The organism is Paraburkholderia tropica (assembly GCF_900109265.1).
In the GTDB taxonomy this organism is placed as follows: Bacteria; Pseudomonadota; Gammaproteobacteria; order Burkholderiales; family Burkholderiaceae; genus Paraburkholderia; species Paraburkholderia tropica.
The window spans coordinates 28,666-51,958 of sequence record NZ_FNZM01000009.1 but is presented as its reverse complement, the minus strand read 5'-3'; the positions used below and the strand labels follow the sequence as shown (position 1 = coordinate 51,958).

Genomic DNA, 23,293 nt, shown 5'->3' with positions numbered 1-23,293 from the left:
CCTCTCAGCTCTTGAGCGCCGACGCGAACGCTTTCTGCGCGTCCTCGGCCGACTGGTCCTTGTTCCAGAAGTTCGTGATGACGTCCTGGAGCGAGCCCTGCACGTCAGGCGGGATCAGCATTTCCGGATTCGGCAACTGACGCGCCTTGTCCTTCATGATCGCCATGCCCTGCTTCGCGCACACGTCGAAACCGGCCGTATCGACATCGAGACGGATCGGAATCGAACCCTTCTTCTCGCTGAACGCGACCTGCGCCGTCGGCGACGTGATTACGCTGGCGAGCAGTTGCTGCGCTTTCACGGCCTGCGGATTGTCGGTCTTCGGGAACACGAAGGCGTCGCCCGCGATCATGTACGGCGAATTCGCGAAACCCGGGAAGCAGCCGAAGTCCTTGCCCGCGACCTGCTTCGCGTTCGAGAATTCGCCCTTGGCCCAGTCCCCCATGATCTGCATGCCGGCCTTGCCCGAAATGACCAGCGCCGTCGCGTCGTTCCAGTTGCGGCCCGGCGAGCCCGGATCGACATAGTTATGCAGACGCTTGAAGGTCGTGAGCACGTTCTTGAACGCGGGCGAATTGACGGCATTCGCGTCGCGGTCGCGATAGACCTTCATGTACAGATTGCGGTCCATGTCCGCGAAAATCGCGTCGAACGTGATCTTCTCCTGCCACGCCTGGCCGCCCAGCGCGAGCGGAATCACCCCGGCTTTCTTGAGCTTGTCGAGATCGGCGAACAGTTCGTCCATGCTCTTCGGCTCGGCCGCGATGCCCGCTTTCGCGAACACCGGCTTCGAGTAGAAGAACCAGTCCTGCATGTGGATGTCGACGGGCGCCGCATAGAAGTGCCCGTTCACCTTGATCTGGTTGAGGATCGAATCGGGCAGGATGCCGTTCCAGTTTTCCTTCGCCGCGACCGCATCGACATTATTCAGGAGTCCCTGGTCAATCAGGTCGTGGAACTGCTTCGACGTGTTGAACTGCGCCGCCGTGGGCGGATCGCCGCCGACGATGCGGTTGATCGCCGTGGCGCGCGCCTGGTCGGCGCCCGCGATCGCGTTGTCGACCCACTGGCCGCCCGCCTGGTCGTAGGCTTGCGCGAACTGCTTGATGGCGGCCGACTCGCCGCCCGAGGTCCACCAGTGAATCACATTGGCCTTGAGCGGCGCGTCGGCGGCGTGCGCCGCGACGGCTCCGGCCAATGCCAGCGCGGCGGCGAGGCCGCGCAGGACGGGTGCGTTTTGCTTCATTGCGTCTCCTCCGGTTGATCCGGTTTTCTCTGCTGGTCGATGAAGTCAAACTTGGCGGTGATGCGGGTGGCCGCGCGCACGCGATCGTGCTTTGGTGCAACTTTCCCCTGTCGCGCATTCTCGCGGCGCGCAGCCGGTACGGCAATTACGGTAACTACCGTTCTTGTTTTCGATTTCGCGTCGATCTTTGCGTCGAGCGAATCGATCGGTCGAGACGTCAGGCGCCGCGCGTCTTGCGTTCGGCGATGAAGCGCGCGATCAGTTCGGCGCTGCGTTTTTTCGTGCGCTTCTGCGTGTCGTAGTCCACGTGCACGACGCCGAAGCGCCGCTCATAGCCGAACGCCCACTCGAAGTTGTCGAGCAGCGACCACACGAAATAACCGCGCACGTCCACGCCCGCCTTGATCGCCGCGTCCACGGCGGCCAGGTGACGCTTGAGGAACGCGATGCGCTGTGAGTCGACCACTTCGCCGTCGATCACGTCGTCGTCGGAGGCCATGCCGTTTTCGGTGATGTAGATCGGCGGCAGGTTCTCATACGTGCGATCGAAGCCGATCAGCAGATCGCGCAGACCGTCCGGATGCACTTCCCAGCCCATCTGCGTGCGCTCGACGTCGGGCAGCGGCACCTCGGTGAAACCGTGCGCGCCGTCGCTCTTCACGTTGGTGCGGAAATAGTAGTTGATGCCGAGGAAGTCGAGCGGCGCGGCAATCGTCGCCATGTCGCCGTCGAGCACGAGCGGCTCGGTGCCCGGCCACAGCTCGAACAACTCCGCCGGATATTCGCCCTTGAGCAGCGGATCGAGAATCCACGCGTTGTGCTGGACTTCGAAACGGCGCGCGGCGGTGATGTCGGCGGGCGAATCGGAGTTCGGCGTGCCGCGGCCCACGTTCGCGACGATGCCTTTCGCCGACTTCGGATCGTTCGCGCGCAGCACCGGAATCGCCATGCCGTGACCGAGCAGCAGATGATGCATCGCCTGGGTCGGATAGCGCGGGCTCGCGAGGCCCGGCGCGTGATGGCCATTGCCGTAGCCCAGATACGCCGAGCACCACGGCTCGTTGAGCGTCATCCACGCGTCGACGAGACCGGACAACTCGCGGCTCATGAGATCCGCGTAATCGGCGAAACGATACGCCGTGTCGCGATTGAGCCAGCCGCCGCGATCTTCGAGATGCTGCGGCAGATCCCAGTGATAGAGCGTCGCGTAGGTCTGGATGCCCTTCTCTTTCAGGCGTCCGAGCAGGCGCTTGTAGAAGTCGATGCCCTTCGCGTTCGGGCGGCCCGACGCGTCCATCACGCGCGGCCAGGCGATCGAGAAGCGATAGGCCTCGAAGTTCAGGTCGCCGAGCAGATCGAGGTCGCCGTGCCAGCGATGGTAGTGATCGCAGGCCACGGCGCCGGTGTCGCCCGCGAGCACCTTGCCCGGCGTGGCGCTGAAGGTGTCCCAGATCGACGGCAGACGGCCATCCTCGGTCGCGGCGCCTTCGATCTGATACGACGCGGTGGCCGCGCCGAGCAGAAAGTCGCGGCGCCAGAGCGCGGAATCGGGCGACGGCGTGAAGGCGTCGTCCTCGAGAATGGCCGAGGCGGTGTGTGGCGAATCGTGTGTCACGAAAGCTCCTGCGCAAGGGTCGGAACCGGGCGATGCGGACGCCGGCGGGTGATTGGGTGGAAGCGCTTCCACAGCGCTTGAAGCGCACGATATCAGCCGCGAATTCCTGCGGTAAATCAGGGTTTTTCAGGACAGTTTTAAGTAGTTCCTGTGTAGGGTATGCGCACCGGATTTTGGATTTTGACTACTTGCGGGAGCGATGTGACGTGAAACAGCGTGATTTGGCGCGGACAGTCAGTCCGTGCCGGGCTCTCTGGAACGCCAGGACGAGGTGGGCGGCGTCACGCCTCGGCGTGCGCGTCGAGGTTGGGATGCACGGCGGCGAGCGCCTCGTGCAAGGTGTTGTAGATGTTTTCCGCGCCCACCACGGGCGTGATGCCGTGTCGGTCCATGTCGGCGCGCAGATAGCGGTTCACGCGGCCGAAAATCACCTTGACGCCGCGCTCGCGCAGCGACTCGCATAGTTCGTTAACCGAACGACCCGCCGAGTAATCGAGATCGGTGATCGCCGCCGCATCGACCAAGAACCAGCGCACGGGCGTCGGCGCGCCATCCACGAGGCGACGCACTTCGTCGACGAACAGGTGGTCGTTCGCATAGAACAGGTCGGCGCCGAAGCGGAAAACGATCAGTCCCGGATCGGTCTGAAGCCCCGCGTGCGACGGCACCGGCATCCAGCGGCCCTCCTCGTTCGGCACCAGCACCATCGTGTGCGGACGATAGCTATGGCGCACATGGCGCAGCAGCGAAAGCCCGATGGCAATCAGAATGCCGTTCTCCACGCCGATCACCACGACCGCGATCGCGGTCGTCACGGCAAGCCCGAATTCGCCCGGGCTTTCCTTGCGGATATCGATCAGTTGTCCGATATGCACGAGCCCGACCGCGATCGTGAACACGATGGCGGCCAGCACGCAATGCGGCAGATACTGCAGCCAGCGGCTCAAGAACAGCAGCACGATCACCACCACGCCCGCGAACACGACCTGCGCGAACTGGCTGCGCGCGCCGGCCTGATCGGCCATCGCGGTTTGCGTGAGACTGCCGTTCACCACGAACGCGCCGCTCATCGATGCAGCGGCGTTGGCGGCGGCGAGGCCGAGCAGGTTCGCGTCTTCGTCCACGCGCTCGCCGTATTTCTCGGCGAATGCGCGGCTCGTCGCGGCGCTCTGCGCAACGATGATGACGAAGCACGACGCCGCCACCTGCATCAGATCGATCATCTGGAACCAGCCGACGGCCGGAAACGCGACATGCGGCAAGCCGCCCGCTACCGGCCCGATCACGGACACGCCATGACGCTGGAAGTCGAACAGCGCGCTCGCCACGATGCCGCCGATCACGGCGACGAGCGGCACCGGCCAGCGCGGCCGCAAGCGCTTGAACACCAGAATCGCCGCAACGACGAGCGCGGAGATCGCGAGCGTGCCCCAATGAATCTGCGGCAATTGCAGGACGATCTGCTTGATCTGCAGGACCGTGCGCCGCGAATTGACCGTGATGCCGAGCATGTCGCCGAGCATTGCCACGCCCACCTGCACGCCCACGCCCGTCAGGAAGCCGACCAGCACCGTGCGCGAGAGAAAATCCGCGAGAAAGCCGAGTTTGAACACGCGCGCGATCAGCAGCATGACCGCCGTGAGCAGCGCCGTCATACCCGCGAGCGCGACGTATTCGGCGCTCGACGGCGTGGCCATGGTCGAGAGCTTGCTCGCGAAGATGGTGGCCGTGGCCGAGTCGGCGGCGACCACGAGATGGCGCGACGCGCCGAACAGCGCGAAGGCGATCAGCGGCAGGAAGCCCGTATAGAGACCGGTGACGGCCGGCATGCCCGCGATGCGCGCGTAGCCGAGCAGTTGCGGCACGTTCATCGACGCGAGCTGCACGCCCGCGATGGCGTCGCGCAACGCCGTTGCGCGGTTGAGCGGCCGCACGCCCTTGAAGAACTCAAACGCCATGGCGGCGTCCTGCTTGTTGCTGAAGCGTCCGCGTTTGCCGAGGGGGCCGCGGTTGGTTCGATTTCGACCTGCGCATGCGTGTCTGTTGCTCCTCGCGTTTCGATGCCGCGTTCGACGTCGCGTTCGACGTGATTGTTTTCCGTGCCGTTATGTTAGCGCGGCTGCGCCCTTTTCCTCCGCGCAACCGGCACCGCCGAAACCCCGCTGAAAGAGTCGCCACGTATCGACATGAAAAAAGGCCAGCGTGGAAGCTGGCCTTTTCAAACAACGTCGAACCCGAACGCCGCGCTACACCTTGATGGCCGGCGGCACATAACGGCATTCATAGCGCTTTCTCACCGTGCCGTTTTCATCGACGCTTTCGAGGTAGACGTCGAATTGCCAGAGCCGCGCCATGTGGCGCAACACTTCGTCGGTGTCGCCCGAAAGATGGCGATTGTCGCTCATGAAATGACGCAGCGTGAGACTGCGGTCGCCGCGCGTATTCACCGACCATACCTGGATGTTCGGCTCGCGATGATGCATGTCGTACTGCCGCGAGAGCGCCTGACGCACGTACTGATAACCGCTTTCGTCGTGAATGGCCGAGACTTCGAGCGCGTCGCGCATGTCGTCGTCGAGCACGGAAAACAGGCGCATTTCACGAATCAGATGCGGCGACAGATATTGCGCGACGAAGCTCTCGTCCTTGAAGTTGCGCATCGCGTAATGCAGCGCCTTGAGCCACGGGCTGCCGGCCAGTTCCGGGAACCATTTGCGGTCTTCGTCCGTGGGGTTTTCGCAGATGCGGCGAATATCGCTCATCATCGAAAAACCCAGCGCGTACGGATTGATCCCGCTGTAATACGGCTTGGTGACCGGCGGCTGATACACGACATTGCTGTGCGAGTGCAGGAACTCCATCATGAAGCCGTCTTCGAGCTTGCCCTGCGCATAGAGCGTGTTGAGCAAGGTGTAATGCCAGAACGTGGCCCAGCCTTCGTTCATCACCTGGGTCTGGCGCTGCGGGTAGAAATACTGCCCGACCTTGCGCACGATGCGAATGACTTCGCGCTCCCACGGCTCCAGCAGCGGTGCGTTCTTCTCCGCGAAATACAGCAGGTTTTCCTGCGGCTCGGGCGGATAGCGCTCGTCGGTTTCCTCGGCGATCGGCTGCTGCGTTTTCGGCAGCGTGCGCCAGAGTTCGTTGACCTGCGACTGCAGATACGCCTCGCGTTCGCGCCGCATCGCGGCCTCGCGTTGCAGCGACAATTTCTGCGGACGCTTATAGCGATCCACGCCGTAATTCATGAGCGCGTGGCACGAATCGAGCAGTTCTTCCACGCGATCGAGCCCGAAACGTTCCTCGCATTCGGCGATGTAATTCTTCGCGTAGACGAGGTAGTCGATGATCGCGTGCGCGTCCGTCCAGAGACGGAACAGATAATTGCCCTTGAAAAACGAGTTGTGCCCATAGGCCGCGTGCGCGATCACGAGCGCCTGCATCGTCATGGTGTTCTCTTCCATGAGATACGCGATGCAGGGATTCGAATTGATGACGATCTCGTACGCGAGACCCATCTGGCCCCGGCGATAGCTTTTCTCGGTGGAGAGAAAGTGCTTGCCGAACGACCAGTGGCGGTAATTGACCGGCATGCCGACCGAGGCATACGCATCCATCATCTGCTCGGCGCTGATCAATTCGAGCTGGATAGGATACGTGTCCAGTTCGTATTGCTCGGCAACCTGCGCGATGTGCGTGTCGTACTCCTCGATCAGTTCGAAGGTCCAGTCGGATGGGCACGGCAACGGCCGTCTGTCGGCTACGTTCATATGCAATTCCCTGGTGTCCGGGAGCCGGCGTTCAGGGAGATCCGCTTGAGGAAGCCCGTGCGCGCCTTCGCGCCCGGGATCGGCAACGTGTCCCCCCATTTCCGTGGCGGCCGCGTGATCGCCGTGCTGTCCTGTTCCGTGGCCGCCCGTCTTGCGGCGCTCCGGCTCGTAGCCGCGCGCCTCGTTGTGCAGGTGGCGTGTCGTCATGAGTGCTCCACCTGCTTTTCGAAAAGCTCCCGGAAAACCGGGTAGATATCCGCCGCCGTGTCGACCTTCTTCATCGCCAGCGCCGGCTGGGTGAGCGCCAGTTGCGCATATTCCAGCCAGAGATTCTGCTCCTCCGGCGTCACCTGGATATACGCAAAATAGCGCACCTGAGGCAGGATGTCATCCTGGAGCAACTTGCGGCACTTCGGCGAATCGTCGGTCCAGTTGTCGCCGTCCGATGCCTGCGCGCCGTAGATGTTCCAGTCGCTCGGCGAATAACGCTCCTCGATCACCTTCTTCATGAGCTCCAGCGCGCTCGACACGACCGTGCCGCCGCTTTCCGTCGAATGGAAGAAGGTGTCCTCGTCCACTTCCTCGGCGCGCGTGTGGTGCCGGATGAACACCACCTCGATCTTCTCGTAGTTGCGCTTGAGAAAGAGGTACAGCAGGATGAAGAAACGTTTGGAAAGGTCCTTGCGCTGCTCGTCCATCGAGCCGGACACATCCATCAGACAGAACATCACGGCCTGGCTCGACGGCTGCGGCTGCTTCACGCGGTTCACGTAACGCAGATCGAACGGGTCGATGAACGGGATGCGCCAGATGCGCCCGCGCAGATGGTGGATTTCGTCTTCGAGCGTCTTGATTTCATCGCGCCGGTCGGACGGATCGGCCATCAGCGCTTCGAGCTGCTGCTCAAGCGTATGCAGTTCGTTGACGAGCGGCGCGCCCAGCGCGATGCGCCGGCCGAGCGCGCTGCGCAGCGAGCGCACCACGTCGATGTTGTTGGGCGTGCCCTCCGCGGCCCAGCCCGCGCGGATGCTTTTCCACGTGGGGACGGCCATCAGATGGGTTTTGACGAGACGCGGCAGTTCGAGGTCGTCGAAGAAGTACTGCATGAATTCTTCGCGGGAGAGCTCGAACACGAAGTCATCCTGACCTTCGCCCTCGTTGCTCGCCTGACTGCCGCCACCACCGCCGCCGCCTTGCGGACGCGCAATGCGGTCGCCGCGAATGTAATCCTCGTTGCCGGGATGGACCATCTCGCGCCGCCCGCCCGGACCGTGCCGGAACGAAGGCTCCGCGATGTCCTTGCGCGGAATGGTGATGCTCTGGTTGCTTTGTATGTCCTTGATGCTGCGGTCACGCACCGCTTCCGAGACGGCGTGACGAATATAGTTTTTCACACGGCGCAAAAAGCGCTCGCGATTGGCAATGCTTTTGTTCTTGCCGGCCAGCCTGCGGTCGATGATTTGATGAAGCACATCCAGTCTCCCGCTCACGTTTCGAATGGGCGAGGTGCGCAGTCTGCGTGCCAGGCGCCGCCGCTACCCGCTTGCGGCTGCGTGGCCTGCGCCCCGCCGGATTTCCTTTTTGCGCCGCCGCATGAGCGATGCGGCGGCGCAGCAGGAAGGTGATGCCTGCGCGTTCATGACGACTTGCGCACACGCAGATACCAGTCGCAGAGCAAGCGCACCTGCTTTGGCGTGTAGCCCTTCGCGACCATGCGGTTGACGAAGTCTTCATGCTTGCGCTGCTCTTCCGCCGATCCTTTTGCATTGAACGAGATGACCGGCAAAAGTTCTTCCGTATTCGAGAACATTTTCTTCTCGATCACCACGCGCAACTTCTCGTAGCTGATCCACGCCGGGTTTTTACCGGCATTGGCCGCACGCGCGCGCAGCACGAAGTTCACGATCTCGTTGCGGAAGTCCTTCGGGTTGCTGATGCCCGCGGGCTTTTCGATCTTCTCCAGCTCGGCGTTCAAGGCCGCGCGGTCGAAGCTCTCGCCGGTGTCGTGATCGCGGAACTCCTGGTCCTGAATCCAGAAGTCGGCGTACGTGACATAGCGGTCGAAGATGTTCTGCCCGTATTCCGAATACGATTCCAGATAGGCGGTCTGAATCTCCTTGCCGATGAATTCCGCGTAACGCGAGGCCAGCACGTCCTTCACGAAGGACAAATACTTCTGCTCGGTTTCCGGCGGGAACTGTTCGCGTTCGATCTGTTGTTCGAGCACGTACATCAGGTGCACCGGATTCGCCGCCACTTCGGTCGAATCGAAGTTGAACACGCGCGAGAGAATCTTGAACGCGAAGCGCGTGGACACGCCGTTCATGCCTTCGTCCACGCCCGCGAAGTCGCGATACTCCTGATACGACTTCGCTTTCGGATCGGTATCCTTGAGATTCTCGCCGTCGTACACCTGCATCTTCGAAAAGAGGCTGGAGTTCTCCGGCTCGGCCAGACGCGTGAGCACCGACATCTGCGCCATCATCTTGAGCGTGCCGGGCGCGCAGACCGCCTCGGCGAGCGACGAGTTGCGCAGCAGCTTCTCGTAGATCTTCATCTCTTCCGAGTAGCGCAGGCAATACGGCACCTTCACCACGAAGATACGATCGAGCAGTGCTTCGTTGTTGCGGTTGTTGCGGAACGCCTTCCATTCCGACTCGTTCGAGTGCGCGAGGATGATGCCGTTGAACGGAATCGCGCCGAATCCTTCGGTGCCCTTGAAGTTGCCTTCCTGGGTGGCCGTGAGCAGCGGATGCAGCACCTTGATCGGCGCCTTGAACATTTCGACGAATTCGAGCAAACCCTGATTCGCGAGGCACAAACCGCCGGAATAGCTGTAGGCGTCTGCGTCGTCCTGCGCGTATTGCTCGAGTTTGCGGATGTCGACTTTACCGACCAGCGAGGAGATGTCCTGATTGTTCTCGTCGCCCGGCTCGGTCTTGGCGATGCCGATCTGCCGCAGGATGGAAGGATAGCGGCGCACCACGCGGAACTTGCGGATATCGCCGTTGTACTCGTGCAGGCGCTTGACCGCCCACGGGCTCAGGATGCTCTTGAGATAGCGGCGCGGAATGCCGTATTGCTCTTCGAGAATGGGGCCGTCTTCGTCGTAGTCGAACAGACCGAGCGGCGACTCGTTCACGGGCGAACCCTTGATCGAGTAGAACGGCACGCGTTCCATGAGCTGCTTGAGGCGCTCGGCGATGGACGATTTACCGCCGCCCACCGGACCGAGCAGATAGAGAATCTGCTTCTTTTCTTCGAGTCCTTGCGCCGCATGGCGGAAGTACGCGACGACCTGCTCGATCACGTCCTCCATGCCATAGAACTCGCGGAAAGCCGGATAAACCTTGATGACCTTGTTCGCAAAGATGCGCGACATGCGCGGGTCGTTGCGAGTGTCGATCTGTTCAGGTTCGCCGATTGCCGTCAGCATGCGTTCGCCAGCCGTGGCGTACGCACTGGGATCTTCCTTGCAGAGCGCGAGATACTCCTCGAGCGAGAACTCCTCCTCTCGCGTTTTTTCGAAGCGGGTCGCGAAGCTGCTGTAGATATCCATGCTACCTCCTCGCCGAGATCTGCGACCGATGTCGTGCGCGGCGCGCTAATCGGAAACGACATCGCTCGAATTCATCCTAAACCCTTTTGAATTTTTTTTCACACAAAATCGCGCCAATTCAAGGGCTCGTTTTAGTGCTTGGTGCTACGCGGATGTGCGTCTTACAATGATCTTCCCACCCGCGCAAGATTCACGCCTCAAGCGCATTTCACCTGCTCGCCGGCAGCGTGCCAGCGTCACGTCATGGCGCCGGAATTCGACGCTCAAACAGCATTACGGCAGCCAGGCTGTTTCTCCTTAAACGCTTTGGCGCGCAACGCGTGCACACGCCGCATCAAACTCCTTGTAACGCCCTATGACGAGCCTGTTGTCCGCACACGTCATCGCTAATTTTTTCCCGTTTTACGCGTCGAAAACACCCGCGTCAGTGACCTGCCGCGCATTGTCGCGCGTGCGTGAGTGCGCTGGCGCACGACGGAAAACGCGCTGAAATCGCGCGCAAACTGCCCCTATCGTCAGTAGTGGCTTTGCCGGTGATTTTCATGCGCAATCGCGGTGCAAAGTGCCGGGCTTTGAGCGGGCATAGTGCGCGCATTGTGCAAGCGAGCGGCAACAAAAAAGGCCGTCACGCAGTATGCGCGACGGCCCTTTGTCAGAGTGGCTTCGAGGACTCGGGGAAACCCCTTGTCCCTTGATCAGACGAACTCGATTTCGACCTCGCCGAGACCATCGATATGTCCGTGCAGCAGGCCCGGACCTTCGATGCGGTGCGCCCCTACGTAAGAACCCGTGGTGATGGTCCACTCGGGCTCGATGGTGATGCCCGACGCCGCGCAATGATTGACGAACCACACCAGCAGTTCGCGCGGATCGCCGGCCGGATTGCCGGGCGCTTCGGGCACGAGCGAGGCGCCGTCGAAACTCAGTTCGAGTTCGGGGGCGACAAAGTCGAGCGCGCGTGCGAGCGTGGCATAGGGCTGCGCGTGGCCCGTGATCAGCGCGCCGTTGTTCTGGAAGTCGGCGAGTTGCGCGAGCGGCGCGACGTTCGGCCATTCGGCGAAGCGGCTGTCGACGATTTCGATGGTGGGCAGGATCTGCCCGACGTGCGCGAGCACTTCGTCGCGCGAGTAGACGTCGGCGCGCGGCGCGAGCGGCTCCGCGAAACGGAACGCGATCTCCAGTTCGACGAGCACGCGAAAGAAGTTCTGGCGCTCGACGCGCGCGGGCGACGGCAGCACGAGCGCGCCCGGAATCGGCGCGCCGGACGCGGCGGCGCCGGGCGAGCGCGCACCGATTTTCCAGCCGCCCGTGCCCTTGCCGAGACCGGCGATGACCGCCTGCTGGATCGCGTAGGCCGTGGCGGCGTCGGGCGGCAGGCGCTCGGGCTCCAGCGTCGCGATGAGCTGATGGCGGTGGCGCGCGTTCACGAGGCGTTGCGCGAGATCGTCATGCGTCATGTCTGGGTCCTTTTTTTGTCCGTTCGCGCTGCGGCAAGCGCGGCGCGCATTGCCGCAGCGTTCCGTCATCTGCCGGGTTGCGGTGCGACGCGGCGCGCATGCCGTCCATTGCGCCGCTCGATTGTGTTGCGCAGCGACGCGGTGCGCCCTCCCTGGCGCTCTTGCCTGACCGCAGCGCTACCCCGTTGGTTCCGGCCATGCGTTTCAGCCGGGCTCGTGCCGACGTGCCGACATGCGCGTGGTGCGGCGCCGTTGGCATCACACCGCGCGTTGCGCCCGTCTTTGCGCCCCGTTTCTGCGAGGCTGCCGCGCAGTGTACCGCGCGTCCCTGCCGGCGTGCGTGACACGGCTCACAATGTACCGTAAGCACGACCGCGAGGCGCGTGTGCGGGCCGCACAGGCGAAAAAAACGCCGCTGCGAGGCAGCGGCGTGTCGGGCGATCGTTGTGTGCCGATACGGACGTCATCGGGACGCGATCAACGCGTGATCAACGCGCTATCGGTGTGTTATCGAGGCGCCATCGGTGCAATGACGGCCGGCGGCGATCAGAAGGTTTCCCAATCGTCGTTCGAACCAGCTGCCACCGGCGCTGCGGCCGCGGCCGCGGGCGCGGCCGCAGGACGCGCAGCCGGCGCCGGAGCCGACGCGCGCGGCGCGGCCTTCGCGGCCGGCTTCGCCGCCGCACGCACGACCGGCTTCGACGTCACCTTCGTGCTCGTCGAACCGAACGAGCCCATCGACGCAGCCGGGCTGCCGCTGTCGTCGAGCGAGAACACGGCCACGGCCGCACGCAGACGGCTCGCCTGGTCTTCGAGCGATTGCGCCGCCGCCGCCGCTTCCTCGACGAGCGCCGCGTTCTGCTGCGTCACCTCGTCCATCTGCGTGACCGCGCGCGCGACCTGGTCGATGCCGCTCGACTGCTCCTGCGACGCCGCCGCGATCTCACCCATGATGTCCGTCACGCGCTGCACCGCGCCGATGATTTCCGTCATCGTGCGGCCCGCTTCGTCGACGAGCGCCGAACCCGCCTGCACGCGCTCGACCGAGGTGTCGATCAGCGCCTTGATTTCCTTCGCCGCCGCCGACGAACGCTGCGCCAGGCTGCGCACCTCGCCCGCGACCACGGCGAAGCCGCGGCCTTCCTCGCCCGCGCGCGCCGCTTCCACGGCCGCGTTGAGCGCCAGAATGTTGGTCTGGAACGCGATGCCTTCGATGATCGTGATGATGTCGGAGATCTTCGCCGAGCTTTGGTTGATGTCGCCCATCGTGCCCACGACCTGGCTCACGACCGAGCTGCCCTTGTTGGCGATTTCCGAGGCGTTCGCGGCCAGCGCGCTCGCCTGGCGGGCGTTGTCGGCGTTCTGCTTCACCGTGCCGGTCAGTTGCTCCATGCTCGACGCGGTCTCCTGCAGCGCCGACGCCTGCTCCTCCGTGCGCGACGAGAGGTCGATGTTGCCCGCCGCGATCTGGCGCGTGGCCGTGGCGATCGATTCCGTGCCGGCGCGCACCGAGCGCACCGTATCCGTCAGGCTGCGCTGCATCTGCGCGACGCCGCCGAGCAGTTCGCCCATTTCGTCACGCGAGCGCACCACGACCGGGCGGCGCAGATCGCCGGCCGCGATCGCCGAAAACGCGCCCAGCGCTTCGCCGAGCGGCTCGGAAATCGCGCGGCGCAGCGAGAGGAACGAGAACACCGACGCGCCAATGCCGACCAGCAGCGCGACGATGGCCGCAATACGCAGTTCGCTGAACGCCGTCTGCGCCTCGTCGTAGCCTTGCTGGGCCTGCTGGATCTGGAACTTGTCGAGTGCGGAGTCCGCCTTCGAAAGCTGGTCATAGGCCGCCTGCAGCGCCTTCGCGCCGTCGAGCACCTTGCTCTGGTCGCCTGCCGCCACGATCGCCCCGAAACTGTCGGCGATCTGATGCAGCGCGTCGCGGCGCGCGGCCACGTCCTGGGCGAGACGGTCTTCGTCTGCGTCGCGCGGCAGGTTCAGGTATTTCTTCCAGAAGTCGTCCGAGATGCCGCGCATGGCGCGTGCGCGTTCGATCGTGGTGGCCGCGTCCGGCGTGCCGATCTGGAACGCCGCGCGGTCGAGCGCGAGACGCTCGCGCGCCGCATAGATCTCCGACATGTTCACCGCGCGGCTGCTCGGCATCTGGTTGCTAAAAGTGTTGCGGTACGCGTCGTTCGAACGCGAGAGACCGAGCATCCCCACCGCGCTGATCGCAACGATGAGTGCTGCGAGAAAACCCATCGTGATGCCGATGCGTGCCTTGATGCTGATGCCCTTGTTCATGGCTCTCCTTGCCTGCTGCCGTGAGGCGGGTGATCCGCCCCGAAATTTGAATAACTGCACTAATTTCGTTTACGGCAAACGTTTGAAGAGCTTGAAATAGTTATATGGTATGAAGATTAGGCGAAAATCCGCTGGCCCCGTATTTACAAAACCGGAACCACAGGACGCCTCCTGGAAGGCCCATTTTCAGCCTGCGGGACTGACTTCCGCGAGGGTGGGAATCGAAGGCTGCGCGCCCGCGCGCGTGACGGACAGCGAGGCCGCGCGCAGGGCGAACTGGATCGCGGGCTCGGCGGTCACGCCCGCCGCGAGCTGGGCGGCCAGCGCGCCGATAAAGGTGTCGCCGGCGGCGGTCGTGTCCACGGCCGCCACGCGCGGCGCGGGCCAGTGTTGCGGCGCGGCGTCGCCGAGCAGTGCGCACACGCCCTGCGCGCCGAGTGTCACCAGCACGTTGCGCGCGCCCGCCTGGCGCAGTGCCTGTGCGGCGCGTGCGGCGTCCTCGGGGGTGTCGATCGTCAGACCCGTGAGCGCGGATGCTTCGAGTTCGTTGGGGACGAGGTAATCGACGAGCGGCAGCCAGCCGGCGGGTAACGGACCGATCGCGGGCGCGGGATTGAGGATAGTGAGTTTGCCCAGACGGCGGGCGGTCGCGAGCGCGGCATGCACCGCGTCGGTGGGCGTTTCGAGCTGACAGACCACGACGTCCGCCGCCGCGAGCGCCGCTTCGTGACGGGCGAGCGTCGCGGGCGTCACCTGCCCGTTGCTGCCCGCGACGATGACAATGGCGTTCTGGCTCGTCTCGTCGACCACGATCAGCGCGACGCCGGTCGGCGCATCGGGCGAGGTATCGAGCGCATCGCAGTCGATACCCTCCGCAAGCAGTCCCGCGCGCAGCAGTTCGCCGTTGGCGTCGGCGCCCACGCAGCCCACCATCGCCACGCGCGCACCCAGTCGCGCGGCCGCCACGGCCTGATTGCCGCCCTTGCCGCCCGCCACCTGCGCGAACGCGCTGCCGGCCAGCGTCTCGCCCGCGCGCGGCAGACGCGGCGCACGCGCGACCAGATCCATGTTCAGGCTGCCGACCACGGCGACGCGTCCCGCCGTCGTCGTCGGTGCAGTGTGTGCAGTGTCAGCTGCGTTCGGGCTTGCGTGAGTCGTCACTGTGTCCCCTCCTGTGCAGTGGCCGCTGCTGCGGCTGCGCCTGCGGCGAGGACGTCGTCGCGACGTTCCGCGTCAGGCCGCCAGCGATGCCGACGCCGGCGCGCACCACGGCGCCGTCGATTCGCGCGGCATCAGTTCCGGCGCGATCACGCGGCGCAGCACCGACACGCCATCGCGCGCGCGCGGCTCGCCGCCGATGCGCTCGATCAGCGTGAGCGCCGCCATTTCGCCGAGCGCGCGGGCGGGCTGCCCGACCGTCGAGAGTGCTGGCCACGTGAAATTGCCCAGTTCGATGTCGTCGAAACCGATGATCGAGCAGTCGGCCGGCACGCGCAAGCCGCGTTCCGCCGCCGCCCGCAGCGCGCCGATGCCCATCATGTCGTTGCCCGCGAAGATCGCGCTCGGGCGCACCGTGTCGAACAGCTGGGCCGCGGCGCGATAACCGCCCGCACCCGAAAAATCCGCTTCGACGATCGCGCCCGGCGCGATCTCGATGCCGCGTTCGGCCATCGCGCGCAGGAAACCGTGCATGCGCATCGCGCTGACCGCCGTCGTGATCGGCCCGGTGATGCAGCCGATGTTCGCGTGACCCAGTTCGATCAGATGGCGCGTCGCGAGCCACGCGCCGCGCTCGTGATCGATCTGCACCAGATCGGCGTTGAGCCCTTCGATGTTGCGGTCCACCACCACGATCGGCTCGCGGGTGTCGCCGAGCGTCGCCGCAAGCACCGCGTCGTCGCCCGCCGAGGCCACGATCAGCCCGTCGATGCGCTTTTCCTGCAGCACGCGCAGATAGTTGCGCTGCTTTACGGGATCGTCGTCGGAATTGCAGAAGAACACGCAGTAGCCTTTCTTCGCACAGCCGTCCTCGACGCCGCGCGCCAGCTCCGCGAAATACGGATTCGTTCCGTTCGGCACGACGAGCCCGATCGTCGCGGTCGAGCGCGCCTTGAGCGAGCGCGCGACCGCCGACGGCACGTAGTTGAGCTCGCGTATCGCGCGCTCGACCTTGGCCCGCACGTCCGCCGAGACCGGACGCGAATTGTTCACCACATGCGACACCGTCGTAAAAGACACCCCCGCCACTGCGGCTACATCCTTGATCGTCGCCATCTTGTATGTTGCTCCTGCTTCGTGCTGCCGTTTGCTACTGCTGCCGCCACGCGGCGGTGATTGCTCTCGTCGCCCGCGCTGGTCCAATGCGCGGGCACGCCCTCGAATGTCTTCTTCTTGCCGCGGTCCGAGCCGTCGCGCCGCGCCTGGTTGCGCGCGCAGCGTTCGTCTACCGCTTTTATCGCTTCATCTGTTGCTGCCGGTTCCGGCTGGTTTTTCCGTCGATGCTGCATTGCACGGCTAGTCGATACTTTTCCGATTCCCTTCCGACGCCCATCAAGCCTTGCGTTTGCCGCGCCGGCTGCGATACGTATCGAGCACCACCGCCACCACGATCACCGCGCCGGTGATGATGCGTTTGGTCGGCTCGTTCGCGCCGATCTGCGCAAGCCCCGCCGCCAGCACGGAGATGATCAACACGCCGAAAAACGTGCTGATCACCGAACCGCGCCCGCCCATCAGACTCGTGCCGCCGATCACCACGGCCGCGATCACCTGCAGCTCCAGCCCGACGCCCGCGTTCGGATCGGCGGCTTCGAGGCGCGACACCTGAAACAGCGCCGCGAGCCCGGACAGCGCGCCCATCAGCGCGAACACGATCACCTTGTAGGGCCGCGGATCGACGCCCGCGAGCCGCACCGCTTCCTCGTTGGTACCGATACCAATCAGATAGCGGCCGAACACCGTGCGCGTGAGCACCAGCTGCGCGATCACCATGACCGCGACGGCGATCAGGAACGCGGGCGAGATGCCGAACGCGATCGGATTCGAGAGAAAATCGAATGCGTCGCCGATATAGGCCGTGCGCGAATTCGTCATCTGGTACGCGAAGCCGCGCGCGGCTTCCAGCACGCCCAGCGACACGATGAACGACGGAATCCGCCAGCCCACCGTGACCGCGCCCGTGAGCGTGCCCGTGGCCGCCGCGGCCAGCACGCCGAGCACGGCGGAAGGCAGCGCGCCGAGTCCCCATTTGAGCGCCGCGACGCTCACGACCGACGCGCCCAGCGCAAGCACCGAGCCCACGGACAGATCGATGCCCGCGATGATCAGCACGAAGGTCATGCCCACCGACATCACGACGAGATCGGGAATCTGGTTCGCGATCGTACTGAACGTATCGTATGTCAGGAAGTGCGAACTCAACAGCGAGAACAGTACGATCATCGCGACCAGCGCGAGCGCCAGCCCGAGGTAGTTCGAGAAGCCGAAACGCGTGCCCGCGGGCTTGCCGCTCGCGGCTTGCGGCGCGGGCTGATTCGTTGCCGGTTCGCGCAACGGTCCGTTCGTCATGAAGCGCTACCTCCTGCGTCTGTGTGCACGTCGCCGGCGGCCGGCAGATCGGCCGCGAGCATGGCGTCCTCGGCGCGATAGCCCGCGAAGGCGGCGCCGAGCAGCGCGTCCTGACTCCACGCGCCGCGCGCGAAAATCCCCGTCATCCTGCCTGCCGACATCACGCCGATGCGGTCGCAAATCAGCATCAGTTCGCGCAGATCGCTCGACACCACCACGAGCGCGCGGCCTTCGCGCGCCAGTGCGCCCATCAGCGCATAGATGTCGAACTTCGCGCCGACGTCGATGCCGCGCGTCGGCTCGTCGAACAGCAGCACGCGCACGTCGCTGTTGATGCGCCGCGCGAGCCAGCGGCCGATCACGACCTTCTGCTGGTTGCCGCCCGACAGCTCGCCCACCGGCTGGCCGGGACCGGCCGTGCGGATGCGCAGCGCCTCGATCTGCGTGCGCGCCAGCGCGTTTTCGCGCGCCGCGTCCACGACGCCATACCGCGCCACCGCGCCCACGTTGCCGAGCGACACGTTGGCCGCGACCGATTGCGGCAGCAGCAGCCCTTCGCCCTTGCGATCTTCGGTGATGAGCGCGATGCCGTGGCGCACCGCCTCCACGGGCGAATCGATCTTCACCGGCTGCGGCGCGCCGCCGTCCTTGCCCGCGAGCGCCACCGTGCCGCGCTCTTTCGTATCGGCGCCGTAGATCAGGCGCATCAACTCCGTGCGGCCCGCGCCGATCAATCCCGACACGCCGAAAATCTCACCGGCGCGCACCTCGAACGAGACGTCGCGCACCGCGTTCGCCCGGCTCAAACCGTCCACCTTGAGCAAGGGCGCGCCGATGCGCCGCTCGCCCAGATCGATCTGCTCGCCCAGCTCGCGTCCCACCATCAGCGCGACGATGCGCTCGGGCGTGAGATTCGCCATCGCGTCGACGCGCACGAGGCGGCCGTCACGCAACACCGCCACACGCTGCGCGATGCGCTCCAGCTCTTCGAGCCGGTGCGAGATATAGACGAGCGCCACGCCGCGCGCCTTGAGCCGCGCGATCTGCTCGAACAGCAATTCGACTTCGCGGCCCGTGAGCATCGCCGTCGGTTCGTCGAGGATGAGCACGCGCAGCGGCGCACCGCCCTGCGTTTCGTCGACGATCAGATTGCGCGCGATCTCCACGAGCTGCTGATGGCCGATCCCGAGTTCGCCCACGAGCGTGTCCGGGTCGATCGCCTCCAGTCCGACCTGGGCCATCGCGGCGCGTGCGTCCTCGCGCAGGCGCGCGCGATCGATCCATCCCGTCCAGCCCAGCGCACCGAAGCCGCGCGAACGCGGCAGCCGGTTCAGAAACAGGTTCTCCGCGACCGACAGCGTCGGCAGCAGGTTCAGCTCCTGCATCACCATGCGCACGCCGAGCGCCTCGGCGTCGTTGCGGCTCGCGGGCGCGTAAGTCTGCCCGCCCAGCGTCATCGCACCGGCGCTCGGCGCGGTCAGGCCGCCCACGATCTTCGAAAGCGTGCTTTTGCCTGCGCCGTTCTCGCCCGTGAGCGCAAGCACCTCGCCGGCGTGCAGCGCAAGGCTGACGTCGGCGAGTACGGGCTGCTCGTAGGTCTTGCCGACGCCCTTGACCGTCAGCACGGCGTCGGCCGTGGCTACCGGGTGGGTGTCGGGGGCAATTGCATCCATCACGATCCTGTAGTCGCGGGCTGCGCCGCCCAGGTCCGCGGGCACGCCTCGTGGTTCCGTCGGCGCGTCCGGGCGGTTGCCATCCGGACGATCCCGCGGTTGCGACGCCGGGCGGCTGGCCCGGACATCGTCAGGCGACGGCGCGGGAAAACGGGCCTTCTCGCTGCCCGGATGCACACGCGCCCATCACCGACGAAATAACGGCGGCGCCGCAGCTTTCTTGAGCGCTTATTGCACGAAAAGTATGAAGAATGGCCGCGCGCCCGCCGCACCGGGAAATCGCCGCGCGTCGGTTGCACCGTTATGCACGCCGAAAATTCGGCATGCATAGCGTGTGCGCGCCGCGCGCCATGCACGGCGCTTACTTCGTGACCAGCACCACGGGCGTTTCCACCACGCCCGACAGATCGGATTGCTTCTTGTGCTCCTTGATGGCCTTGAGGGCGGTATCGATGCCGAACACGGCCTGTTTGGCGGCGTACTGGTCGGCGGTCGCGAGCACGCGGCCGTCCTTGAGCATCGGCTTGATGGCGTCGATGTTGTCGTAGCCCACCACGTAGACCTTGCCCTGCTTGCCCGCCGCGCGCACGGCCGAGACCGCGCCGATCGCCATGTTGTCGTTACCGCAGAGCAGCGCCTTCAGGTCGGGATACTCGTTGAGCATGGCCGAGGCCACCGCATTGCCCTTGTCGATTTCCCACTCGCCCGACTGGGTGGACACGATCTTCGCGCCGAGCGCGTCCATCGCGTCCTTGAAGCCGGCCGTGCGCTGCTGCGCGTTGGTGGTCGTCGACACGCCTTCCACGATGCCCACCTGGTCGCCCGCCTTGAGCTTCTTCGCGAGGTAGTCGCCGACGAGGCGCGCGCCCTTGCGGTTGTCCGGCCCGACGAACGGCACGTTCAGGTTCTTCGACTTGAGCACGTCGGGATCGAGCCGGTTGTCGATGTTCACGACGATGATGCCCGCGTCCACGGCCTTCTTCACGACCGGCACGAGCGCTTTCGAGTCGGCGGGCGCGAGCACGATGGCGTCGACCTTCGAGACGATCATCTGCTCGACGATCTGGATCTGCGCGGCCGTATCGGTTTCGTTCTTGATGCCGTTGGTGACGAGGTCGAAGGCGCCGGCGTTGTGCTTCTGGTAGTCCTTCGCGCCGTTTTCCATGGTCAGGAAGAACTCGTTGGCGAGCGACTTCATGACGAGCGCGACCTTGGGCTTGTGGGCCGCCGCCTGCGCATGAGCGGCGAGCGGCGTGAGCGCGACGGTGGCGAGGGCGACGGCCGTGCACAGCACGCGACGGCGGATGCGGAAGTTCATCGTTTGTGTCTCCGGTTTGTCTGGCCCGGTGCGGGCCGTATTTCTGGTTATGCGCAAACGTTTGCAAGCATCCCGAAACGGTGGACGGGATGCCGGTCCTTCTCTTCTCTGCGTGTTACGCCTTCAGTCCTGCCATGCGGCCACCCGTCCTGGCGGCGGTTTGACCCGGAGTTTGACTCAGAGCCACCCGCCGCGGCGGAACAGAAAGTACAGCACGATGTCGATGCCGGCCATCACGGCCAGACAGGTTTCGTAGCCGTATTTGTAATGTAGCTCGGGAATGCGTTCGAAGTTCATCCCGTAGATACCCGCAATCATGGTCGGCACGGCGAACAGGGCCGCGAACGAGCCGAGCCGCTTGGTCACCTCGTTCTCGGCGAGCGAAATCATGCCGAGATTCACCTGGATCGCCGTGACGATCATTTCGCGGCGCGCGTCGATCGTGTTGGACAGGCGCACGAGGTGGTCGTACACGTCGCGATAATACGCCTGCATGCCCGCGCAGATCTGCGGAATGCGCCCGCCGATCAGCTTGCCGACGGCGTCGAGCAGCGGCGTGACGTGATGCTGGAAGATCACGAAACGGCGCTTGAGCGAATAGAGATCTTCGATGATGGCGCGCGAGGCCGCGAGATTGTGCTTCTCGAAGATGCGGTCCTCCAGTTCCTCGATTTCGCTCGCGAGCGATTCGAGCACCGGCATGTAGCGATCGACCACGCTGTCCATCAGCGCGTAGAGCACGAAACCCGAGCCTTCGCTGAGCAGTTCCGGCTCGCGCTCGCAGCGCGCGCGCACGTCGGTGAAACCCTGCTGCGCGCGGTGGCGCACCGAGAGCACGAAATTCTTGCCCGCGAACACGTTGACCTGGCCGGTCACGAGTTCGCTGTCGGCGTCGAGTTCGATCGTGTGGAACACCGCGAACAGCGTGTCGCCGTATTCCTCGATCTTCGGGCGCTGGTTGCCGTTCATCACGTCTTCGATCGCGAGCACGTGCAGCCCGAATTCCTCCTGCATCGCGGCCATCTCGCCCGCGTCGGGATCCTTGAGTGCGACCCAGACGAAGCACTCCGGTTTCTGCAGATAGTCGCTGATGGCCTCGACATCGATGTCGGCCAGTTTCTTGCCGCCCTGATACGCGGCGCAATTGATGAGCATGTCGTGTTCGTCCTGGCGGCGTGCGGAAACTGAAAGCTTTGCAAGCCGCTCGTCCTGAAGTTGAATCGTTTCGCTGAAGCGGTTCCCAGTGTAAGCGCTGGATTGACCAGGCCGCTGGCTAGCAGGTTCCGCGCCCGGGTCAGTGCGGCGCCTCAGTGCGGCACGCGCCGGATGCCGATCCGATGATCCTTGTCGAACGTTACGCTGGCGAAGCTCGTATAACGGGCGTCGACGAGAAAACGCAGTTCGACGACCGGATCGAACTGCGTCGAGACGCCGATGCGGTGCACGCCGGGTTTCAGGTAGAACGTGACGTGCTCGCCGTCCATCAGGTCGGTGACGCGCTCGCCGTCGAGGTAGACGGGCGCGTCGCGGAATTTGACGATCACGTTGCCGGTGCGCTCGCGACGCACGTCCACGGCCACGAGCCCTTCGCCGGGCGTGGTGTAGCCGGGCTTGAGGATGCGTGCGGCCGGGACCGGCTTGAACGGCGCGGCGGCCGCGCGCTCCTCGGCGCAGCCGCCGAGCGTCAGGCACATGAGCAGACTCAGCGCCACTGTCAGGGCGGCGCACGAGACCGCGGCAAGCGACGCCCGCCGGTTGCGCATCCTGCCTCCCGCCCCGCTCCCCGACGACGACACGCTCACTCCGCTCGCTCGCATGGACGCTCTCCCCTCGTTTGTTCTGTCATTCGCCGGTGATGCGCGACCGGCCGGTCAGGCCGATGTCGCGATGTTCGCGTGCGGTCCCATGATATACGCGCGGCGGCACGAGGCGCGCGGCGATGGAGTATGCTGTCCCGAAATTCATCGGGCACCCGCAGGAGGACGCGAGCGATGTGGTATTTCACGTGGATACTCGGCATTGGCGTCGCGCTCGGCTTCGGCATCATCAACGTGATGTGGCTCGATGCGAACGGCAAGTTCTTCGAGCGGCCCGGCGACACCCCGGCCTCCAGCGGCGACGATGGCCGCGCCCGTGTGCCGGCAGCACCGGAAAGCCGTTCGTGACGAGACTCGTGATGGTGTGCGGTCACGCCGGCACGGGCAAAACTTCGCTCGCCAAACGCCTGATCGGCCCGCTGGCGCGCGCGACGGGCGAACCGTTCTGCCTGCTCGACAAGGACACGCTCTATGGCCGCACGAGCGCCGCGACGCTCAGCGCGCTCGGTCAGGACCCGCATGACCGCGACAGCCCGCTGTTTCTCCACCATCTGCGCGATCCCGAATACCAGGGGCTGCTCGACACGGCCCGCGAGAATCTCGCACTCGGCGTGAGCGTGCTGGTGGTCGCGCCGCTGTCGCGCGAGGCGCGTGAGCGGCGTCTCACCGATCGTGCGTGGCTGGGCGTGGACGCCGATGTGAAAGTGGCGGCCGTCTGGGTGCGCTGCGACGAAGCGACCGCACAGCACCGCATCGTGGCGCGCGCCCATCCGGACGACGCCTGGAAGCTCGCGCATTGGGACGATTACCGGCAGCGCCGCATCGACCCGGTCGGCGCGGCACTCGACGCGCTGATCGCGTTCGACACCACCTCGCCCACCGACGCGGACTACGACGCGCTATTGCAGCGCCTGCAATCGTTGTGACGGCGGCCGCCGACTGAACGCCGCGGCCGCCTCTGCTTCCCACCTGA

17 protein-coding genes are annotated in these 23,293 nt (G+C 65.0%); 2 read left to right on the top strand and 15 right to left on the bottom strand.

What is annotated here, in order from left to right; all coding sequences use genetic code 11:
• Positions 1–4: 4 nt before the first annotated feature.
• From BMY06_RS16080 to BMY06_RS16010, 15 genes are all read right to left on the bottom strand, one after another.
• Positions 5–1,246, bottom strand: a complete 1,242-nt coding sequence (locus tag BMY06_RS16080) for an ABC transporter substrate-binding protein (RefSeq protein ID WP_065057461.1) — start codon at positions 1,244–1,246, stop codon at positions 5–7.
• 217 nt (positions 1,247–1,463) lie between these two features.
• Positions 1,464–2,861 (bottom strand): GH1 family beta-glucosidase, encoded by a 1,398-nt coding sequence (locus BMY06_RS16075; protein WP_074984123.1) that lies wholly within the window; start codon positions 2,859–2,861, stop codon positions 1,464–1,466.
• 281 nt (positions 2,862–3,142) lie between these two features.
• Positions 3,143–4,819 carry a SulP family inorganic anion transporter gene (locus BMY06_RS16070; protein WP_074984121.1) on the bottom strand — a complete coding sequence of 559 codons (1,677 nt, stop codon included), beginning with the start codon at positions 4,817–4,819 and terminating at the stop codon, positions 3,143–3,145.
• Between the two features lie 288 nt (positions 4,820–5,107).
• Positions 5,108–6,838: a SpoVR family protein gene (locus BMY06_RS16065; protein ID WP_065057458.1), complete on the bottom strand. Its 1,731-nt coding sequence runs from the start codon at positions 6,836–6,838 to the stop codon at positions 5,108–5,110.
• Complete coding sequence (locus BMY06_RS16060) at positions 6,835–8,103, bottom strand: YeaH/YhbH family protein (RefSeq protein ID WP_065057457.1); 1,269 nt, start codon at positions 8,101–8,103, stop codon at positions 6,835–6,837. The genes BMY06_RS16065 and BMY06_RS16060 overlap by 4 nt, the downstream gene beginning before the upstream one ends.
• 164 nt (positions 8,104–8,267) lie before the next feature.
• The gene (locus BMY06_RS16055) at positions 8,268–10,190 is read right to left on the bottom strand and encodes a PrkA family serine protein kinase (protein ID WP_065057456.1); all 1,923 of its coding nucleotides are present in this window, start codon (positions 10,188–10,190) and stop codon (positions 8,268–8,270) included.
• 695 nt (positions 10,191–10,885) lie between these two features.
• Entirely contained in the window at positions 10,886–11,647 is a 762-nt protein-coding gene (locus tag BMY06_RS16050) for a 2-keto-4-pentenoate hydratase (protein ID WP_074984120.1), read from the bottom strand.
• Positions 11,648–12,193: 546 nt separating this feature from the next.
• The gene (locus BMY06_RS16045) at positions 12,194–13,945 is read right to left on the bottom strand and encodes a methyl-accepting chemotaxis protein (RefSeq protein WP_074984118.1); all 1,752 of its coding nucleotides are present in this window, start codon (positions 13,943–13,945) and stop codon (positions 12,194–12,196) included.
• A 186-nt stretch (positions 13,946–14,131) separates the two neighbouring features.
• On the bottom strand, positions 14,132–15,031 hold the full coding sequence (gene rbsK, locus BMY06_RS16040) for a ribokinase (RefSeq protein WP_260400195.1): 900 nt from the start codon (positions 15,029–15,031) through the stop codon (positions 14,132–14,134).
• 147 nt (positions 15,032–15,178) lie between these two features.
• On the bottom strand, positions 15,179–16,219 hold the full coding sequence (locus tag BMY06_RS16035; protein ID WP_065064742.1) for a LacI family DNA-binding transcriptional regulator: 1,041 nt from the start codon (positions 16,217–16,219) through the stop codon (positions 15,179–15,181).
• 276 nt (positions 16,220–16,495) lie between these two features.
• A complete protein-coding gene (locus BMY06_RS16030) occupies positions 16,496–17,512 on the bottom strand; it encodes an ABC transporter permease (RefSeq protein ID WP_065064740.1) in 1,017 nt (338 codons plus the stop codon).
• Positions 17,509–19,185, bottom strand: a complete 1,677-nt coding sequence (locus tag BMY06_RS16025; protein WP_074984115.1) for a sugar ABC transporter ATP-binding protein — start codon at positions 19,183–19,185, stop codon at positions 17,509–17,511. Before BMY06_RS16025 ends, BMY06_RS16030 begins: the two co-directional genes overlap by 4 nt.
• A gap of 361 nt (positions 19,186–19,546) precedes the next feature.
• Complete coding sequence (locus BMY06_RS16020) at positions 19,547–20,503, bottom strand: sugar ABC transporter substrate-binding protein (protein WP_074984113.1); 957 nt, start codon at positions 20,501–20,503, stop codon at positions 19,547–19,549.
• A gap of 177 nt (positions 20,504–20,680) precedes the next feature.
• The gene (corA, locus tag BMY06_RS16015; protein WP_065064734.1) at positions 20,681–21,658 is read right to left on the bottom strand and encodes a magnesium/cobalt transporter CorA; all 978 of its coding nucleotides are present in this window, start codon (positions 21,656–21,658) and stop codon (positions 20,681–20,683) included.
• Between the two features lie 152 nt (positions 21,659–21,810).
• The gene (locus tag BMY06_RS16010; protein ID WP_231957737.1) at positions 21,811–22,197 is read right to left on the bottom strand and encodes a hypothetical protein; all 387 of its coding nucleotides are present in this window, start codon (positions 22,195–22,197) and stop codon (positions 21,811–21,813) included.
• 297 nt (positions 22,198–22,494) lie between these two features.
• Between BMY06_RS16010 and cydX the strand changes: the two genes are divergently transcribed.
• On the top strand, positions 22,495–22,668 hold the full coding sequence (gene cydX / locus BMY06_RS40175) for a cytochrome bd-I oxidase subunit CydX (protein WP_074984110.1): 174 nt from the start codon (positions 22,495–22,497) through the stop codon (positions 22,666–22,668).
• Positions 22,665–23,246, top strand: a complete 582-nt coding sequence (locus BMY06_RS16000) for a P-loop nucleotide/nucleoside kinase family protein (protein WP_074984108.1) — start codon at positions 22,665–22,667, stop codon at positions 23,244–23,246. The genes cydX and BMY06_RS16000 overlap by 4 nt, the downstream gene beginning before the upstream one ends.
• Positions 23,247–23,293: the final 47 nt, after the last annotated feature.

Coding starts and splice junctions, on each gene's coding strand:
- BMY06_RS16025 (WP_074984115.1), bottom strand. CDS start 19,185: ATGGATGCAATTGCCCCCGACACCCACCCGGTAGCCACGGCCGACGCC.
- BMY06_RS16055 (WP_065057456.1), bottom strand. CDS start 10,190: ATGGATATCTACAGCAGCTTCGCGACCCGCTTCGAAAAAACGCGAGAG.
- corA (WP_065064734.1), bottom strand. CDS start 21,658: ATGCTCATCAATTGCGCCGCGTATCAGGGCGGCAAGAAACTGGCCGAC.
- BMY06_RS16010 (WP_231957737.1), bottom strand. CDS start 22,197: ATGTGCCTGACGCTCGGCGGCTGCGCCGAGGAGCGCGCGGCCGCCGCG.
- BMY06_RS16065 (WP_065057458.1), bottom strand. CDS start 6,838: ATGACGACACGCCACCTGCACAACGAGGCGCGCGGCTACGAGCCGGAG.
- BMY06_RS16030 (WP_065064740.1), bottom strand. CDS start 17,512: ATGACGAACGGACCGTTGCGCGAACCGGCAACGAATCAGCCCGCGCCG.
- BMY06_RS16045 (WP_074984118.1), bottom strand. CDS start 13,945: ATGAACAAGGGCATCAGCATCAAGGCACGCATCGGCATCACGATGGGT.
- BMY06_RS16050 (WP_074984120.1), bottom strand. CDS start 11,647: ATGACGCATGACGATCTCGCGCAACGCCTCGTGAACGCGCGCCACCGC.
- BMY06_RS16080 (WP_065057461.1), bottom strand. CDS start 1,246: ATGAAGCAAAACGCACCCGTCCTGCGCGGCCTCGCCGCCGCGCTGGCA.
- BMY06_RS16035 (WP_065064742.1), bottom strand. CDS start 16,219: ATGGCGACGATCAAGGATGTAGCCGCAGTGGCGGGGGTGTCTTTTACG.
- BMY06_RS16070 (WP_074984121.1), bottom strand. CDS start 4,819: ATGGCGTTTGAGTTCTTCAAGGGCGTGCGGCCGCTCAACCGCGCAACG.
- cydX (WP_074984110.1), top strand. CDS start 22,495: ATGTGGTATTTCACGTGGATACTCGGCATTGGCGTCGCGCTCGGCTTC.
- BMY06_RS16020 (WP_074984113.1), bottom strand. CDS start 20,503: ATGAACTTCCGCATCCGCCGTCGCGTGCTGTGCACGGCCGTCGCCCTC.